Below are 17715 nucleotides of genomic sequence, written 5' to 3' on the forward strand. Positions count from 1 at the left end.
GAAAGGTCGGTTGCTTGCGGTCTGACCGCAATTCGATAGCCGGGTCAGTCCGGAGCGATTCCCTGCCCTTGGAACCCGTTGGTCTTGTCGCCGATGCCGATACGTTTCATCAAAGCCGTCGCATACTGGTAAGTAACGCCCTTGTTTCGTTTCATTATTTTGCTTGATATGTAAATTTGTTCAATCCAGTAGTAGGCAGTCCCATGATTCGTACCTTAACCGACTGAGCGAGAGGGATATCGACAGAAGGCTTCATAAAGAGTTACGATGATAGGCCGAATCGCAAAAAGGAACCGACGCGTTCGAATTAAACAGCCCACCCTCCCCAAGCAAAAACCGCCCTCCTATCGGAGGACGTCGATCGAGTCGCCAAGCTCACCCTTTAATGCCGGACATGGTAATGCCGCGGACATAGTATTTTTGCAAGAAGACGAACAGGATCAGGATCGGGATCGAGCTAACGGTGTCGGCGGCCAGAATTCGGCCCCATTCCGTCACCTGGGCGTTGGAGAACGCCGCGATCGCGACTTGCAGCATTTGTTTGTCCTGGTCGTTAATGACAACGAGCGGCCACAGGTAAGAATCCCATTGGCCCAGGAACGTGATGATCGCCAGGGTCACAAGCGCCGGCACGGAGGCGGGCAAGACGATTTGCCGATAAATGCCGAACCAGGACGCCCCGTCAATCCGCCCGGCTTCCAGCAGCTCGCGCGGAATATCGGAGAAGAACTGGACGAGCAGAAAAACGCTGAACACCGAGACGATCGCCGGCACGATCAAGGCGGTATACGTATCGATCCACCCGAAACGGTTCACGGTCAAATACGTGGGAACGAGCGTCACCTCGCCCGGAATGACAAGCGCCGAGAGGAACACGGCGAAGATGATTTTCTTGAACCGGAATTTCATTTTGGCGAAAGCGAAGGCGGCCAGCGAGTTGAAAAATAGCGACAACAATGTTACGGGCGCCGCCACCGTCAGCGTGTTGGCGATGAAACGCCCGAAAGGCTTGACCGCGTCGGTGAAGATGGCCCTGTAGTTGTCCAGCGTCCACTGGACCGGAATCAAAGTCCTCCATTCCAACTCGCTTGAGTACCGGAAAATTTCCTCATGGCTGCGAAACGAGCCGAGAATCATCCAGACGATCGGCAGCAGCGCGACAAAAGCCAACACGGCCATGACCAGCAGCTTTGCCGCGCGCAACAGTCCTTGATTCATAAGTCTCCCCCCCTACGATTCGTCGTCCGATTTGAAAAACTTCATCTGAAAGATCGAGATGCATAACACAATCAGGAACAGAATCATCGCAGCCGCCGTGGCGTACCCCATTCGCAACTGGTCGAACGCCTGATTGACGATAAAATAGGTGGCCGTCGTGGTGGAACCCGCCGGTCCCCCGTTCGTCAAAATGAAGATCGGCCCCGATATTTTGATCGCGTCGATCGTCGTAATGATGACGACGAAAGCCGTCGTCTTGCGCAGCAGCGGCAACGTAATTCTGAGGAAAATCGCCGCCTTCGTCGCCCCGTCCACCTGAGCCGCTTCGTAGACATCCTTCGGAATATTGGCGAGTCCGGCCAAGAAGATGATCATGAAAAATCCCGCCGCCTTCCACATCCCCAGAATCATGACACCATACATCGCGACGCTCGGATCGGACAGGAAGCTAACTGTCGGAAGCCCGAGCCATTTCAGGACCCCGTTCAACAATCCGAAATCTTGATTGTACAATAGTCGAAACACGGTGGAGGCGACGCCGACCGCGATAATGACCGGCAAAAAATACATCGTGCGGAACAAACCGCTGTACCACGCCGTCTTCTGCACCAGCAGCGCAAGGCCGAGCGCAATCGCGGTCTGTACCGGAATGACGACGATCGCGAAATGGAACGAGTGAACGAGGCTGTCCAGAAACTGGCGGTCTTTGAACAGTTCGATATAATTATCCAGCCCGATAAAATAGGAATTCGGACTGATCAGGTTAAAGTCCTGAAAGCTGACGATCAGCGCGGATATCATCGGGTAAAACGTAAAAACGGCTAGACTGGCGACAGCGGGGATAATAAACAGATAAGCGGACCATTCCTCCTGCCGTTGATAAGAAAACATGCGCGGCGATCCTGCTCTTCTCGTCGTACGCACGGCAAACCTCCTCTCTCGAACGTTCGACAGGGGAACGCTTGGCATTCGAACTTCGCATTCGGCTAAGCCCTCCCCTTACGAACTCAAACTTCTCTCTACTTCACGTTGGCAATCGCTTTATCGATTTTATCCACTGCCGTGGTCAGCGCATCGTCGACATTGCGGTTGCCCAGAACGATCGCGTCGAACATTTCGGTGATCGCTTTGCTGATCGCCGGATACGCCGGCGATACCGGGCGCGGTCTGGCGTACGTTGACGACTGCTTCACCCAAATGTTAAGCGGATATTCCTGCAGCTCCGGGAACGCATCCGCTACCGACAGGCGGGCGGGAAGATTCTTCGTCTCCTTGTACCATACCTTGGCTCCTTCCTTGCCCGTAACCCAATTGACAAACTTCCACGCTTCCTTCGGATGCTTCGATTGCTTCGTGATCGCCATATTCCAGCTGCCCATCGGCGTCACTTGCTCCTTGTCTTTCCAGAGCGGCGCCACGGCCCAATCCTTGAAATTCGGGAAATGGCTTTCGAGATACGGCAGATGCCAAGGGCCGTTCATCATGATGCCCATTTTGCCGGATTCGAACGCGTCGGGGGGAAGCTCCTTGGCGGCCACTTTCGAGTCGTTATACAATCCGTTGAAAAATTCCAGCGCCCGCTTGGCCTCCGGGGCATTCAAGTGCCCTTGGGCCGTCTTCCCGTCTTCGCTGAGAATATCGGCGCCCGCCTGCCACAGATACGTCATCTTGACGAAAGCCGAGCCCTCTCCCGGTCCCAGCCCCCATGCCGGGTCCCAACCGTAAACGCCCTTGGCGGGATTATTGATTTTCTTGGCGGCATCCAATACTTGCTCCCATGTCCACGCTTCGTCCGGGTTTTGCGAAGGCAGCGGAATGCCCTGTTCTTCGAACAATTTCTTGTTATAGAACATCGCCACGCTGGCGTCGTTTAACGGAGCGGCCCATACCTTGCCGTTATACGTCAAGCTTTGCTGGACCGGCTTGGAGATATCGTCGAAATCGCCATCCTCCGCAAAATATTCGTCCAGCGGAACGATCGCTTCCTGATGAGCGTACGAGGCGATAAACGGGCCGTCGATGCCCATAATGTCGGGCGCGCCTCCGCCGGCGAGCGCGGTGCGGATTTTCGTTTCATAGTCGCTGTAAGGAATAATCTCCATCTTGACCGTAATATTCGGATTCTCTTGTTGAAAAGAGGCGATCAATTGCTTAAGCGCCTTGACCTCGGACTCGTTGTCGTGACGCCAATAGGTAATCGTGACTTTATCGTTTGAAGATCCTTTCGTCCCGTTCGCCTCTTCTGCGCCGTTCTCCTTCGTGCCCGCACCTTGGCCCGGACTGCCGGAACAGCCGGCGAGCAAGCCCAGAATTAGTACGGCGGCCATCGCCAGACTGAAGATATTTGCGGTTTTCTTCATATGCGTCCCCTTCCCTTCAAACCGTATTTGTATCAGGTAAACACATCATATCATCCTGCGCCGGAGCGGATATTTGCTGTCTTTGGCAATTATGTTTTCATTTTTTTGGTTTTTTCGGTATTCCGCGGGACTCACGCCGAATTGCTTCTTGAAGGCGGTGCAAAAGTAACCGGTGTTGGTAAATCCTACTAGCGACGCGATATCGTGAATACGCAAATCGCCGTTCCGCAACAGCCGCCCGGCATGCTTCATGCGGATGTCGAACAAGTACTGGCTGTAGGTTATCCCCGTTTGCCTATGGAACAAATCCGACAGATAGGCGGCATTGATATAATATTTGTCGGCCAGCGCCGTCAGGCTCAACTCGCACCCGTAATTCTCCTCGATCTCGCGGCGGACCATGGCCACGATCTCTTCGCCGTTGGACGCTTTTTGCCGGCGAACGGCCTCCGCGATCGTTTGCCCGAAGCGGAGCAGCCGTTCCGCCGCCTCGTCGCAAGCGTCGAACGATCGCATAGCCGGACTGATTTCCCACAGCAACTCTTGAAACGGCTCATGCTCCAGTTGGAATTTCCTGGCCGCTGCATCGAAGACGAAAATCATCTTCACGACGGCGTAATAAAACGAATGCATCGATTGCCGCAAGCTCGGCGACAGCCATTCGGCGATAAGGCCGGGCAGCAACCGGGCTTCCCCTCTTTCCAGCGCCAAGCCCAGTTTGCGTTCCAATTGATCGGGTACGGCTCCCTCCTCTTCCGCTGGAACGGAGGAAGCGACGGACTTGCCGCCGTCCGGCCGGTTGCGGCTCCATGCCAAGAGGGCCGAGGCATAGCCGTCCTTCATGTCCGCAGGGCTCGAAATCCGCCGGCCGATTCCCGTTGCGGTATCGATTTGCAGGTAGCGGTTCGCCTCCCTCTGCACCGCAGCGGCGAAGCGGTTCGGATCCGAGGCGGGGGACGTCCCGGCCGGCGCCGGCCGCAGCAGGAAATGCATCATGGAAGGAAAGTTCATATCGTAGAAAGCGATCGCCTCCTGCTTATATTGCTCCGCGATTTCCCGGCATACCATCTGATAAGCGGTCCGCATCAAATCCGGCCGAAACGCGGATGCTCTCACTCTCTCCGGAATTCGCATCTCGACCGTTACGATGAAGGCGCACATGTCTTCGCCGATCCAATGCCGGAGACTCAGATGCTCGGCCCTTTCCATGACTTCGCGGATCGAAGGCGCGCCTTCTTTCGCCAATTGCAGAATGAACTGCTCCCGGATCAACCTCATACTTTTCGACAATTGCAAGTGCAGCCCGGCATCCGCCCTTTGTTGCCTCTTCTCCTCATCCAACGCCTCCTTCACCTTGACGATCACTTTCTCCAGTTCCTCGCCGATCACCGGTTTCAATAAATAATCGGCAGCCCCGCATTGCATGGCGCGCTTCACATACTGGAAATCGTCGTAACCGGACAGCACGACCAGCTTCGTTGCCCGGTGGGACGCGCTGCACGCGGCAAGCAGGTCGAGCCCGTTCATCACCGGCATTCGGATGTCCGTAATCAACAGCTCCACAGGTTGCTCCGCCAAGATGTCCAGCGCTTCTCTCCCGTTTCGCGCCTCGGCGCATACGTCGAACCCGTACTGCCGCCAATTCGCCTTCAGCTTAAGCCCGTTCCGTATTTCATCGGCATCGTCAACAATCATAACCCGATACATCGCAATCCCCTCCTTGAGGCAATTTCAACCGAATCGTCGTCCCCGCTCCCGGTTCCGACTCGATCTGCAAGCGAAACCCGTCGCCGTAGCACAATCTGCAACGCGCGATGACGTTGCGCAGCCCGATCTTTCTCCCTTCGCTATTCAGAATATCTTGGCCGCGATCGGCGGCCGGCATATTCATCAGTTGCAGCGCAAGCTCCCGGCTCATCCCGGGCCCGTTATCGCTTACCGCGATCGACAGGCCTCCGTCTTCCGGACGCACCGTCAGCGCGATCTCCACCTTTTCCGTATAATCCATGCTGTACTTGACTGCGTTCTCCACAAGCGGCTGCAAAATAAACTTCAACACCCGCGCCTGCGCTGCTCCCGTTTCGTCCCGGACCGACATATGAATGCGTTCCCCGTATACCTGCGTCAAAATGGCTGCATAGTACCGGACGTACTTCAATTCTTCTTGCAACGGCACGAACTCGCTGTCCAGCTTGAGCGAATACCGCAGCATCAAGCCGAGCGATTCCGTCACCTTCAACACGTCGCGATCGCGTCCCTGAACGGCGAGCGAGCCGATCGCTTCCAAAGTGTTATAGAGAAAATGGGGATTCATCTGCAGGAGAAGCGCTTTATACTCCGCATCCCTTCTACGGATCGTAAGCTCAACTTCGAGCTCGATATACTCCCTCAAGCGCGCGAGCATGCGACCGAACATCGAGATGACGAAATCGACTTCGCGGTAGCGCGAGGTCACGCCGGGCATGCGGTTCTCGGCTTTCGCCAAATCGCCCTTCTCCACCCAGCGCATGGAGGACGCCAATCTGGACAGGGGCTTGGCAATCCCCGCCGACAGCCAGTAGGCGGCCAGAACGGCCGCCAGGAACGATACCCCGCCGCAGAGAAGCGCCAGTCTTCGGATACCCGCGATTCTGCCGAACAGTTCCCCCTCCGAGACGACGCCGGCCAAGATCCAGCCCGCGGCGTCCAATTTGCGGTAAAACAATAAATAGGGCTCGCCCTTCCCGTCGACGATGCGGACGGTATCCCCGCCCTTCGCCATATGCGCCGTCTCGATTTCGCCCAATCCGCTTTGCAGAACAGGCAAATGTTGCGCCAAGTCTTGGCCCAGCACCGGCTTCCCGTCCGACTGCAGCAAATACACGCGCCCCGTATCGCCTAGGCGAATCTGGTCGAGCGGCCTCTGTATTTGCTCCGTCGCGATATTTACTTTGATCAGGCCGACATTCGTCAACGTATCCAATTGGGTCAGCGGATGAATGTAACTATTGATTGGAAGCGTTCTCATGGAAATCGACGGTTGATCTCTGTCATAGTGGGAAGGCGTCCACCGAACGCGATCTTGTTGATAGGCAACGTACCAGTCCTTCTGCGTATACTCGTCGTTAAATGACCAGATGCCGTACCAATCCTCGAAAAAAACGGCCACCGATTCGATTTGCGAATGGTTGCTGGAAATCGCGGATAAATACTGCTGCATCTTCATATTGCTCGCGAACTCCGTCTGCGAAGCGCGCTTGCGCTCTTGTTGCAAGACAATCCAATCCTGTGCCGTTTCGCTGGCCAATACCTGTTCGGCGACTTCCTCTGCGCGGCCGGTCAAGGAATTGACGTATTCCGCATATTGATTCATTGTTTGCGAAGTGGAGACGCGAATCAATTTGCCGATGACGTCGGTCGAGACGTTGATCACGATTCCGATGATCGCGACGAGCGGAATCATGAGGAGCACGGAAAACATTATAATGAGGCGGGCCCGCAACGAATGGAACATAATCGGATTCCTCCCTTCCTTGTGTGCATGGCACTTACCGTCCATTGGGCGGAAATGAGGAAGCGAGGGCTTCCGTCGCCCCGAGGTACAATCCCGCCAGGCGATGAGCGAAGCCCCCGCAATGTATGATCTTATATCACTTCAAGCCCGTCGTTGCCCGGCAGCGGCATGAAGGCCGCATGCGGCTCCGCTTGATACCAGAAAGCGGTCGACGCGATATCGTCTTGCAGCGGCAAATAGCGGCCTCCGCTTCTCCATCCGAGCGCTTGAATCGTTACTTTCAACTCTTCCTCGAAACGGATCGGATCCATAATATGCCACCGGTACATGCCGAACCGCTGTTGGCTGCGGTACAGTCCGTCCGGTTTGATCGCCTGGTGCAGACCGAGGAAGGAAGTGGAGTACAGACCGTATTCCCCCGCCGGTTGTTCGAAATTCCACGCTCCGCCGAAATAATCTTCCGTACCGGTTCCGCAGATCGTCGGGAATTCCTTGTCGCCGTCCATGTAAAATTTGATCTCCCCTTCGCCCCACCATCCGGTATTGTTGACTTGCCAGCCGATATAGGTGCCTACATAATGGCCTTTGCCTTTGACACCGTCCAGAATCGTATGCACGTCCTTATACTTGACGGGATTGCTGCGGCGCCACTGCGCATGGAAGTAAGCCGCATCGGCGGGAACTTCGGTGAGCGTGTAATCGATCTGGTAATACAGCACGACATGGTCCGTCATCCGGTTCTCCACCGTCAATTTGGCGCTGCGGCGAAACGGCATGACCCAATAGCTGTTCATTCCCCCGGCCGGATTGACGGCAATCGGCAACGAGTTCACATTGCTTCGCTCGCACCAGCCGTTGCAGAAGAAATCGCCGATCGGCACTTCCACCGAAGGCGTCTCTTCCCCGTCCCAATACATGCGCAGAATCATATGGCGCCAACTGTTGGGGAAACAGGTAAGCCATAGGTGCTGAATCGCACCCGGCCCGACAATGTCCGCCAGCACAAACTCGGTTCCCGCCTTGATCTCGACGGAAGGGGAGATCTTCCACCCTTGTCCGAGATCCCGGGCGCATTGCGCCCCCGTTCCTTCCGTGGCCATGCCGGCCTTTCCTTTTTCCCCGGTGAAATTTTCCGCGCTGATCGATCTCGTCTTGGCGTTCGACAGACGCGTCAAATTCCCTAATCCCATGTCCAGTCCATTGAATGTGTTCATGGTATGCCTCCTTCTCACAGGTTTTAATAACATAATGAGTGCGTTTACATTTTTATCTATTACTTTACCGGTAAAGTTATTATACGTGACTCATTCTTGAGGCGCAATTATATTTTTTTCGTACTCAGATTTACTTTTTTTCATTTTTTCTATATAGTTTTATCGATAAAGTAAATAGCGAGGGATACATTGATGAAGAAGCGTGTGACGCTGGACGATATCGCCAAGGAAGTCGGTATTTCGAAAATGGCCGTGTCGCTCGCAATGCGGGACGACGTTTCCGTTAGCCAGGAAACGATCGAACGCGTGAAAGAGGTTGCCCGCCGTCTAGGATATACGCCGAACCGGTTCGCCCAAGGGCTCGTCAACGGCAAATCGTATACGATTGCCTTGTTAATCGGCGGCTCGCTGCACGACGATTATCAGAACAGAATTGTCCGTGGCGCCATACCGTACGCCATTGAGAAAGGCTACACCCTGTCGGTAGCCCCTTCCGAGTGCGATACGAATCTTGAATCGTCCTATATTCGGAAATACCAAAACATGATGGTCGACGGTTTCTTGGCATTCCATTGCCTTTCCGTCCACCCGTACAAAACGTTGAAAAAAAACGGCGTTCCTTTCGTACTCTATACCAAATATTTCGAAGAGCTCGACAGCGATTACGTCGTATGCAACGACGTTTCCGGCGGATACCGGATGACGCAGCATTTGCTTGAGCTCGGGCACCGGGAGATCGCCTTCGTCTATGACGAATATCTGGAACGTTCCAGCGAAGTGGTTAACCGCAAGAAAGGCTTTATAGCCGCGCTCGAAGAGTACGGCATTGCCGCCGAAACGGTCCGATCGATTCCGTTCGCCATGGATCTCCGCACCGGCAAGATCGACCTAACGAACTATGTCGACGCGAACCGCGAATTTGTGGACGCGATGCGGAGCAAGGACAGGCCGACCGCCCTGTTTGTTTGCAACGATGTGCTCGCTTCCTCCGTTTATATGATCTTGAAGCAACTTGGATTGAGCATTCCCGGAGACGTTTCGGTGGCAGGTTACGAAGGCGTTTATTTGGGACAAATTTTGGACCCGCCGCTCACTACGGTGGAAACCCCGATTGAAGAAATCGGGCGCAAAGCCTGCCAACTATTGATCGACAAGATCGAAGGAAATGTCCCGAAATCCGAAATAGCGCAAATTAAACTGGAGCCGGCGCTGGCGATCAGGGCTTCGACCGGAGCTCCGCCGGGTTGAATCGAGGGGCCGCCCGCATTGGGGTCCAGCCAACCGCGGCCGAATTGTCCCGCTTCGATGGGGACCCCTCCAACCGCGGCCGGATTCCCCTGCTCCGATCGGACCTCATAACTGTTCCAAATGGACTGTTTGAGAGAACGATCGCACACAAGTTGTACGGAGTACAACATTTTGAGAGTTTGAAGGACAGAATGGAGCGCAATGTTGTACATTGTACAACAAAATCGGGAGATGTAAGGGCAGAATCCCCCGTTTGACCCCAATATGTTGTAAATTTTACAACAATGGCATAATTGTCAATTAGCGACAGAGTTTTATGTTGTAAATCGTACAACATGAATCCTCGCCTTCTGATCAGGTGCCGGGAGCGTCCGCGGACGCTCCCTTGTTATTTTTCCAGCGTCGCCTTCATCCAGAACACGTTGTAAGGTTCCCACAGCGATAAGGTAAAATAGATCGTTCTCCCGCCGTCCTCCGTAAACTTCGGATTCATGAAAGGAGCGTATAACCCGGGATACTCGTCTTTATCCGCCAGCGTCATCTCCGGACTCCACGGCCCCCAAGGCTCGATTCCTTCCCGGATGACGATGCCCGTCCCTTCCTTCAGATAGGTCATAATCCACCGCTCCAGATAAGGATTCCAGACGACGGACAGTTCCCCCACGCTATCATCGTCTTCCACGACGAACGCCGCATCGTCCATCGACTCGGACCATACCGGCTTCCCCTTGTCGTCCGTCCCGGCGTAGTACCGATATGCGTTCAGGTCTTCAATCTCTTTCTCATCCACTTTCATCAGCTTCACATCGCCGAACCGCCCGGCCGGAATGCCCCAGAAATAAATATCCGTCCGGCCGCCGTCCAATTGGACCGCATACGGGCTTACTTGAACGAAATTGCTGTCGCCCGGCCATTGGAGGCCTTCAAGCACCTCCCAGTTCTCGCCTCCGTCGGTCGACTTCGACACCCCCGCATAGTTGGCTTCCCATTGTCCGGGATCGCCCCAATGTTTCACGGACATGAAATATAAGTACAAATGATCGCCCGCGGCAATGCCGTGAGTCGGTATCGTCGTCATTTCCCGATGGTCGGCTTTCAACGAAGGGATGACTTCTTTCGCGTGATCCCCGTAATCGGCGATCATGCGGTCGATCGTCATGCCGTCGGACGGATCGTTGTCGGAACTGACGGCGATGACGTTGGAGCGCCAATCGGAGCCGCCCGCGCCGGTATGGCCTGGCGGACGGTAACCGAACGTATCGCCGAAGACGAAATAAGTTTTGCCTTGGAAATTGATCATCGATCCCAAATCGGTGCCGTACACATCGTAGCGGGTCGTATCGTTCGGAGATTCCTCCCCTGTCAACTGCGACACCTTCGTCAAACCGCTTATTCCTTTCAGAATAAACGGCGCATCGCTTGCCACGCTTCCTTCGCCGGGCAACGGGCCGGTTGCAGGCGGCGCGCAGGCTGTGGCCAAGCCGAGAACGAGCGCGACGAGCGCAAGTTGGCGTATCATCGTCGCTCCTCCCCGCGCGAAAGCGATTGCCCGTAACGCTCCCTCAACATGTCGCCGTACCGTTCCCGCATGCGAAGATACGCCTCGGCGGCGGCTCCGTTTCCCCAATCGTAGATGGTGAATCGCCCCATACCGCGCCCTTCCGGATTCGTCGCACCTTCGTGACCATAGTTTTCCATCATAAATCCGTAATCGCGTTCGGTAAAGAACGGATGCGCCTTCTCCCATTGGATTTTGGTCTTCTCGTTCTCCGGACAATACATCATGACGAAAGAGGCGCGCAAGGCGGCGATTCCCCGCTCGATGTATTCGGTTCTGTCCAGCTCGATCCCGTACCGGACGATCAATTCGGCGAAGAGGCTTTGCCGCGAATCGTTCCATTCCCCGTCGCAATTCATGACCCCGAATCCGCCCAGCGCTTCCACATAAATATAAGGCGGTTGCCAAGACGCCTGCGTCATTAGCAGTTCGTCCATACATCGCTCTCCAACCGACACATATCGCTGCCGGCCGGTCGCAAGATAGCATTGCAGCAAGGCCTCCGCCGTCCAGTAGATCGAAAAATTGCATTGTTTGTACATATTATTGCGCGGCACTTTGGAACCTACCCGACCGTTTCCGTAAGGACAGCAAGACCAGTAGGTTTCAAAGTCCTCCCACCGCCCGTCCGGAACGACCTCGGCCATCACGATATCCATCGCCTTCAAGGCCGCCGTCAAATATTTATCGTCCTTTTTCATTTCATACAATTTTAGTAAAAAGGTGACGGACAACGATGTCTCCGGCGAGTCTTTCAGGATCTCGTACGGCTCGAGCGTCGACTTGTTCAGCCATGCGGGGAAATAACCTTTTTCGTCCTGCAAAGCGAGCAACCTCTCCGCATACGCCTCCGCATAGGCAAGCAACCGTTCGTCCCGTTCCAATTCTTCGTACCACCGCAGCATTAACAGCGCGGTCCAGCTCATATCCAGCACATGATAAGGCGCATCCCGGAGCGAACCCCAAGGATGAATCGGGTTGCGATTGGAATTGCCCCAGAAGGAAGTGCCCCAGCCTTTGGAGCGATTGACGGTCTGTCCGTCGATCTGAAGCGTTTCCATTTCCGTCCCGATCACGGCGGGGAATACGCCGTTGGACAGCGGCGCCGCCAGTGCCAGCTCTTTCGTCATGAGCGCGCGCCGCACGAGTTCTTCATTGCCTTTGCTTGTTCCGTATCTGTACAACCCTTGCGCCGATCTTAACGAGCTGAACCACGCCTGGTTCCAGATCGACCGCGCTTCCCGCTCGCTCGGAATGCCGGGATAATTCGGGCTCTGGGATACGTCCACGATAAACGCGGGCGCCCCTACCTTGACGCCGTCCAGTTCGAACTCTTGCCAGACGCTGTCCGCCCAGTTTTCGAAAGCCCAGCGATAGGTATGCTCCACATACCGTTCCAGCGGCGCGACCTTGGGAGCCCCTTGCCGGAACAGTTTCCCTCCCCAGCGGTCCCACAAAAACGCAAGCACCGGACGCCACGGATTCGCAATGGAATCGAGATCGCATTTCATGATATAAAATCCGATGCGAACGTCCCCGGGCGGGTATACCGCTCCCTCAGCCTTTTCAAACAGCACATGTTCCGTTACCTTATAATTGCTCATGCCAAGCGTCAAGACATTCCGGCCTGCGTCCATATCCATATACCACCTGACCGGCGTGCCGGCTGCCAGCAGATCCAGATCCGGGATCACCGCCAACCATTGCCGTTCGTCGTGAACGATAAGCGCCGGGGAACGGAAACAATGTTGATCGATTATATGATTGTCCGTCGGCGTAAGATGCGGAGCCCAGTGAAACTTCGGCGCAAAAGCCGGCATGATTTGCAACTGCCAGTCGTCCTGCGGCACCTGCTCCTCCAACGAGAACGACAGCGTAACATGCGTCAATCGGCCGTCTAGCTCCTGTCTCTCCAACGTTGGCTCATAAGGGCCCAACCAATCATACGTCACACTTTTAACAAATGGGTCCGCGGCGTCGTTCCAAATCTTTTTTTGGCTCATCGGGCATCGCCCTCCTGTTCTATTTTGGCTAACGAAGGTATCGCGAATGAATCGCGTTGTTGCTTCATGGTTCGTACTGAAACGCCTCATCTTCACAACTTTACCGGTAAAGTTGTGGTTTACAAAAAAATATAGCAGAGAACGCCAAAGTAAGCAATATCCAATTTCTCTTATAAAGAGAACGCATTCGCTGCCTTAGATGGCGCAAATGGCGGTCACAAATGCGGAAGGTTTTGACCCAAGAAAAATGCGTACTCGCCATCCTTCCCTCCGCATTCACCCTTTCCGCGTTTTCATCATATTCTTTAGCAGTATGAGGAAGGAGTGAGATCGTTGAGTAAGCTTACTTTGGAAACGGCCAAGCGATTGTTGGTTGCTGCCGAACAAAAGTCCCGTCAGATGGGACTGTCCAGCAATATCGCCATTGTCGACGACGGGGGAAATTTGGTCGCTTTTCTTCGTATGGACAATGCGCGAATCGCCGGGATTGAAATTTCGAAGAACAAAGCGTGGACGAGCGTGAGCATGCAGATGCCGACCGCCAATTTGGCGCAATCGGCGCAGCCGGGCGGTCCTACGTTCGGCATCAATACGACCAACTTCGGTAGAGTTACGATCTTGGGAGGAGGCATCCCGTTAACGGTCAACGGGCGTATTGTGGGCGGTATTGGCGTAAGCGGCGGAACGAGCGCCCAGGATATCGAGATTGCCAATGCGGCGGTGCAAGCTTTCGCGGCGATGGGCGGCGGAAAACCGGGGGCTGCGCGGTACGGCGCTCCGTTCGGTTCGGTGCAGCTTCCCAGTTAAAACATGCGCGGGCTGTAGTCGAGGCCGGCTGCATGTGCTCGCGATCGCCGTTGCCGATCGCAAAGAAGAGGCTTCCCCTTATCCTTGGGCATCATTCCCATCAGGATAAGGGAAGCCTTCGCCATCCGTTACGGCTGCTCCACCGCCTTCACATTCATAAACCGCTCCACTTCGCCGAGCGTCGGCAAGGAAGGGATGGCCCCTTCCTTCGTCACGGTTAACGCTCCGACGGCGTTAGCGAACCGAACCGCTTCGGCCAGCGGAACCCCTTGCACGAGCTGCACCGCCAGCGCGCCATTGAACGAATCGCCGGCCGCTACCGTATCGACGGGCTCGACGGCATATCCTTCCACATGTTGGCATCCGCCTCGATGGCAGATCAACGCGCCTTTGTCCGCCAACGTCACGATGACGCATTGAACTCCCCTGGCTAGCAAACTGCGGCCGGCGAGTTCCGCATCGTTCATATTGCGGACGGGCATGCCGCTGAGCAATTCCAGTTCCGACTCGTTCGGCGTCAAATAGCTGACGTTCCGCAGCAATGCATCGCTTAATTGCCGCGCGGGAGCCGGATTGAGCATCACAGGAACGCCGTGGGACGCCGCCAGTTCGGCCGCTCTCTCGACGACGGACAGCTCCATCTCGAGCTGCATGATCAATAGATCCGCCTGCCGAATATCCGACTCAAGCCGATTCACTTCATCGAGCGTATAACTCATATTCGCGCCCGGCACGACAATAATCCGATTTTGGCCGGAACGATCCAGCACGACGGAACCGATGCCGGTAGGCACATCGTCCATGCTTATAATATGTCGCGTATCGACATGTTCTCTTTGTACGGCGGACAGCATCTCTTGGCCGAACATGTCTCTCCCTAGCTTGCCCGCCATCATCACCTTCCCGCCCAGACGGGCCGCCGCAACGGCTTGATTCGCTCCCTTCCCGCCCGGGAACCGGCCGAAGCTTTCGCCGATTACGGTTTCCCCGGCCTCCGGCGCCCGAATGGCGCGAACGACCAAATCCATCATAAAGCTGCCTAACACGAAAATCCCCATATCGTCTCCCCCAGTTACGGCGTGCATTACGCCTGTTTCGTTTCTTTCGACAACTGTTGCCCCAAGCTTCCTCCCGGGTGGTACAAGTAGAAGTCTTCTTTGGAAAAGCCCTTCATCCGGCACAGCACGACAGCCAATGCGTCCCCGATCGCAAGCTGCAGCAAAGCGCTGGTCGTGGGAGCCAGGCCGAGATGGTCGGCTTCTTGCCGGTAATGATACGTTAAGGCGACATCGCTTCGCCGGCCAAGCGTGGAGTCGGCGTTCTTCGTAATCGCAATCCGCGCCGCCCCGATTTTTTCGACAATCGGCAGCAGATTCAACACTTCTTGCGTCTCCCCGCTATTCGACAGCAGGATCACGACATCCCGCTTGTCGATCATCCCGCTGTCTCCATGCACCGCCTCCGCCGAATGCACAAAAAAGGACGGCGTCCCCGTGCTGGATAAAGAAGCGGCGATTTTCTTGCCGATATGCCCCGATTTCCCGATCCCGGTCACGACGACTTTCCCTTGGCATGCGGCAATCAGGTCGATGGCCTTTTCGTATTCTTCTCCGATATGTTGGCTGATGCTCAGTAGAGCGTCCGCTTCGTTGCTGAGCGCCTCTTTGACGAAATTTCTCACCGTTTCGTTAGCCATGCATTTCCACACCTTTCACATAAGTTAACGTTTACATATAAATAAATAAAATCCCGAAAAACTAGTACTCTATTAACACTAAATTTATAGGTTAACGTTTACACATGAAGCAAAAAACTTATCCGTCGGCAGAAAGACCTCTTCCTACTTCCGGATCAATTGCGGATAAAACATCCGATTTTCATAATCGGTTCTTTTGAGCTTCAACCGTTTCAGCACTTGCTCTCCCGCCGCGTCTCCGATCTCGTACGGGTTCTGCCGAATGACCGACAGCTTATGCCGGAACAACGCGGAAAACTCCAAGTCGCCGAAAGAGACGACTTCCACATGATCCGTCGGAATGCCCATTTCATGAAGGCCCAAGTACAACCCATAAGTCATTTCGTTATTCGCGGAAAAGACCGCCGTCGGCTCCGGAGACAGCTTCATTAAATGTCGAATCGCCGCCACTCCCGATTGTTTCGTGTAATCGCCGCTATAGACGTAGCGCTCGTCAAGCGTAAGCCCGGATGCGGCAAACGCGTCGTTCACGCCTGCAAACCGTTCTTTGGCCGTAACGACGGACTTGGGTCCGTTGATGACGCCGATCCGGCGGTGGCCTCTCTCCAGCAGCAACGCAACCGCCTCGGCCGACACGGAACGGTTATCCTCCGCGATGACGTCGAATTTTAACCCTTCCAACCTTCTATCGATCAAAATCACATGAATCCCCAACGAATCTACCATCTTTAATTTCTCGCGGTTTTTCCCCGTACCTGCTATAATTAAAGCTTCGACTCTTTTTTCCATCAAAAAATCGAGCGATTCGCTCTCCTTGCCGGCATCCTCTTCCGAATCCATCAATAACAAATGATAGCCCTCGCTCATCAATTTCCGCTGAATTTGTCTCGCAATCGACATAAAATACGGGTTCGTCATATCCGGCAAAATAATGCCCACCGTCCGCGTCTTCTTCTGCTTCAAGCTTCGGGCGATCAAGTTAGGCTGATAGTTCAGCTTTTGAATCGTTTCGAGCACGTTCTCGCGCGCCTGTTCGCTCACATATCCTGTATTGTTTAAAACACGCGATACCGTCGCCGTAGACACGCCGGATTGCTTCGCGATGTCCTTTACTGTCAACTTTTTCAAAACCATCGATCCTCTCAACGTGAAAAGTCGTCCTGTCGTCTCATCTTATCCCAAAATTATAAACTTTTCCCCGCCAGAATTCCAGTTCACAGCAACGAACGTCGCTTTCTCATCTAACGTCTCCTGAATGATACCGGACCGCTTTAAGGCGGATAACCCGACGCTGTCATCGGACTCACCTCCTTATAGGTTATCGTTTACACATACAGAATGAAGATGCCGCTTGTAACATCATGGTGCTTCGAATGAAAGTTTCAGGCCGTATCGCTGCCGCAGCATCTGACCGTAACGGTCTTTAATGCAAAGATATGCTTCGGCGGCTGCCCCGTTGCCCCAGTCGTAATCGTAAATCATCCCATGCCGCCGCCTTCCGCATCCGTCGCTCTATACGTTCTTGCCGCTCATCGGACATCAACCTCTCTTCCGTACATTGTTATCAAGATGCGACGCGGGTTAGGGACTTTTCATCCCCACATTTCCCCGGCACCGCGGGACGCGAGCAAGGCGGCTACGAAAACGCTGGTGCATAAAGCGCAGTATCTTACGTATGTTATCGTTTACACAAAAATATAACAAAGAACATGGGAGGAAGCAATATCCAATTTTGCGGAATCGCCTCGTCGCTTGTCGCAGTGGAAACTTGTTAATCCGGCACTACCTAGCACAGGTAGATCAACCAACTATGAAGCAGGCTCAGTCGAGTTTGTTCGAAATTTCATACATAAACTCGCGATTGGAGCCCTGATCCTGCTAATGTATGCGAAAAATCGTACACAATATGCGGCGCATGCATCGAATCGACTCACGTCCAAACTATCCGCAATGAATCAGCGGTAAGAAAAACGCCTGACGGCGTCCTTTAAGTTCGTGCATCTCCGTTCATACGTACCAAAGTAAGCTGGGGTATGGGGATCTTCTTCCCCTGTCCCCAGTCTACTTTTTCACATCATTTATCCTGTATTCATAGCCATGAACTCCTTTGTAATAATC

General features: G+C 54.3%; 13 protein-coding genes. 2 read left to right on the forward strand and 11 right to left on the reverse strand.

Annotated features, from left to right (window positions below; genetic code table 11):
* Positions 1 to 375 precede the first annotated feature (375 nt).
* The 6 genes from KQI79_RS23165 to KQI79_RS23190 all read right to left on the reverse strand — a co-directional run bounded on the left by KQI79_RS23165 (position 376) and on the right by KQI79_RS23190 (position 8285).
* On the reverse strand, positions 376 to 1218 hold the full coding sequence (locus tag KQI79_RS23165; protein WP_216540685.1) for a carbohydrate ABC transporter permease: 843 nt from the start codon (positions 1216 to 1218) through the stop codon (positions 376 to 378).
* Between the two features lie 12 nt (positions 1219 to 1230).
* On the reverse strand, positions 1231 to 2142 hold the full coding sequence (locus KQI79_RS23170) for a carbohydrate ABC transporter permease (RefSeq protein ID WP_230192236.1): 912 nt from the start codon (positions 2140 to 2142) through the stop codon (positions 1231 to 1233).
* A gap of 95 nt (positions 2143 to 2237) precedes the next feature.
* Positions 2238 to 3578: an ABC transporter substrate-binding protein gene (locus KQI79_RS23175; protein ID WP_216540686.1), complete on the reverse strand. Its 1341-nt coding sequence runs from the start codon at positions 3576 to 3578 to the stop codon at positions 2238 to 2240.
* Positions 3579 to 3623: 45 nt separating this feature from the next.
* Positions 3624 to 5285: a response regulator gene (locus KQI79_RS23180; RefSeq protein ID WP_216540687.1), complete on the reverse strand. Its 1662-nt coding sequence runs from the start codon at positions 5283 to 5285 to the stop codon at positions 3624 to 3626.
* Positions 5263 to 7071: a cache domain-containing sensor histidine kinase gene (locus KQI79_RS23185; RefSeq protein WP_216540688.1), complete on the reverse strand. Its 1809-nt coding sequence runs from the start codon at positions 7069 to 7071 to the stop codon at positions 5263 to 5265. Before KQI79_RS23185 ends, KQI79_RS23180 begins: the two co-directional genes overlap by 23 nt.
* Positions 7072 to 7202: 131 nt before the next feature.
* A complete protein-coding gene (locus tag KQI79_RS23190; protein WP_216540689.1) occupies positions 7203 to 8285 on the reverse strand; it encodes a glycoside hydrolase family 172 protein in 1083 nt (360 codons plus the stop codon).
* A 192-nt stretch (positions 8286 to 8477) separates the two neighbouring features.
* On the opposite strand from KQI79_RS23190, the gene KQI79_RS23195 reads away from it, so the two are divergent.
* Positions 8478 to 9533: a LacI family DNA-binding transcriptional regulator gene (locus tag KQI79_RS23195; RefSeq protein ID WP_216540690.1), complete on the forward strand. Its 1056-nt coding sequence runs from the start codon at positions 8478 to 8480 to the stop codon at positions 9531 to 9533.
* A gap of 388 nt (positions 9534 to 9921) precedes the next feature.
* Here the strand turns inward: KQI79_RS23195 and KQI79_RS23200 are convergent, their stop codons facing one another.
* Both KQI79_RS23200 and KQI79_RS23205 read right to left on the reverse strand, forming a co-directional pair.
* Positions 9922 to 11052 carry a glycoside hydrolase family 183 protein gene (locus KQI79_RS23200; protein WP_216540691.1) on the reverse strand — a complete coding sequence of 377 codons (1131 nt, stop codon included), beginning with the start codon at positions 11050 to 11052 and terminating at the stop codon, positions 9922 to 9924.
* Positions 11049 to 13094, reverse strand: a complete 2046-nt coding sequence (locus tag KQI79_RS23205) for a glycoside hydrolase family 88 protein (RefSeq protein WP_216540692.1) — start codon at positions 13092 to 13094, stop codon at positions 11049 to 11051. The genes KQI79_RS23200 and KQI79_RS23205 overlap by 4 nt, the downstream gene beginning before the upstream one ends.
* A gap of 333 nt (positions 13095 to 13427) precedes the next feature.
* Between KQI79_RS23205 and KQI79_RS23210 the strand changes: the two genes are divergently transcribed.
* Positions 13428 to 13901 (forward strand): GlcG/HbpS family heme-binding protein, encoded by a 474-nt coding sequence (locus KQI79_RS23210; protein ID WP_216540693.1) that lies wholly within the window; start codon positions 13428 to 13430, stop codon positions 13899 to 13901.
* Between the two features lie 128 nt (positions 13902 to 14029).
* On the opposite strand, the gene rbsK is transcribed toward KQI79_RS23210, so the two are convergent.
* From rbsK to KQI79_RS23225, 3 genes are all read right to left on the reverse strand, one after another.
* Complete coding sequence (gene rbsK, locus KQI79_RS23215) at positions 14030 to 14959, reverse strand: ribokinase (RefSeq protein ID WP_216540694.1); 930 nt, start codon at positions 14957 to 14959, stop codon at positions 14030 to 14032.
* Between the two features lie 26 nt (positions 14960 to 14985).
* Positions 14986 to 15597 (reverse strand): KpsF/GutQ family sugar-phosphate isomerase, encoded by a 612-nt coding sequence (locus tag KQI79_RS23220; RefSeq protein ID WP_216540695.1) that lies wholly within the window; start codon positions 15595 to 15597, stop codon positions 14986 to 14988.
* A 144-nt stretch (positions 15598 to 15741) separates the two neighbouring features.
* Positions 15742 to 16725 carry a LacI family DNA-binding transcriptional regulator gene (locus KQI79_RS23225; protein WP_216540696.1) on the reverse strand — a complete coding sequence of 328 codons (984 nt, stop codon included), beginning with the start codon at positions 16723 to 16725 and terminating at the stop codon, positions 15742 to 15744.
* Positions 16726 to 17715 lie beyond the last annotated feature (990 nt).

The organism is Paenibacillus sp. MSJ-34 (assembly GCF_018918005.1).
GTDB lineage: Bacteria > Bacillota > Bacilli > Paenibacillales > Paenibacillaceae > MSJ-34.

What these genes read in the sequence shown, in the direction of transcription:
- KQI79_RS23205 (WP_216540692.1), bottom strand. Translation starts at nt 13,094, where the DNA reads ATGAGCCAAAAAAAGATTTGGAACGACGCCGCGGACCCATTTGTTAAA.
- KQI79_RS23195 (WP_216540690.1), top strand. Translation starts at nt 8,478, where the DNA reads ATGAAGAAGCGTGTGACGCTGGACGATATCGCCAAGGAAGTCGGTATT.
- KQI79_RS23200 (WP_216540691.1), bottom strand. Translation starts at nt 11,052, where the DNA reads ATGATACGCCAACTTGCGCTCGTCGCGCTCGTTCTCGGCTTGGCCACA.
- KQI79_RS23165 (WP_216540685.1), bottom strand. Translation starts at nt 1,218, where the DNA reads ATGAATCAAGGACTGTTGCGCGCGGCAAAGCTGCTGGTCATGGCCGTG.
- KQI79_RS23190 (WP_216540689.1), bottom strand. Translation starts at nt 8,285, where the DNA reads ATGAACACATTCAATGGACTGGACATGGGATTAGGGAATTTGACGCGT.
- KQI79_RS23180 (WP_216540687.1), bottom strand. Translation starts at nt 5,285, where the DNA reads ATGTATCGGGTTATGATTGTTGACGATGCCGATGAAATACGGAACGGG.
- rbsK (WP_216540694.1), bottom strand. Translation starts at nt 14,959, where the DNA reads ATGGGGATTTTCGTGTTAGGCAGCTTTATGATGGATTTGGTCGTTCGC.
- KQI79_RS23220 (WP_216540695.1), bottom strand. Translation starts at nt 15,597, where the DNA reads ATGGCTAACGAAACGGTGAGAAATTTCGTCAAAGAGGCGCTCAGCAAC.
- KQI79_RS23175 (WP_216540686.1), bottom strand. Translation starts at nt 3,578, where the DNA reads ATGAAGAAAACCGCAAATATCTTCAGTCTGGCGATGGCCGCCGTACTA.
- KQI79_RS23185 (WP_216540688.1), bottom strand. Translation starts at nt 7,071, where the DNA reads ATGTTCCATTCGTTGCGGGCCCGCCTCATTATAATGTTTTCCGTGCTC.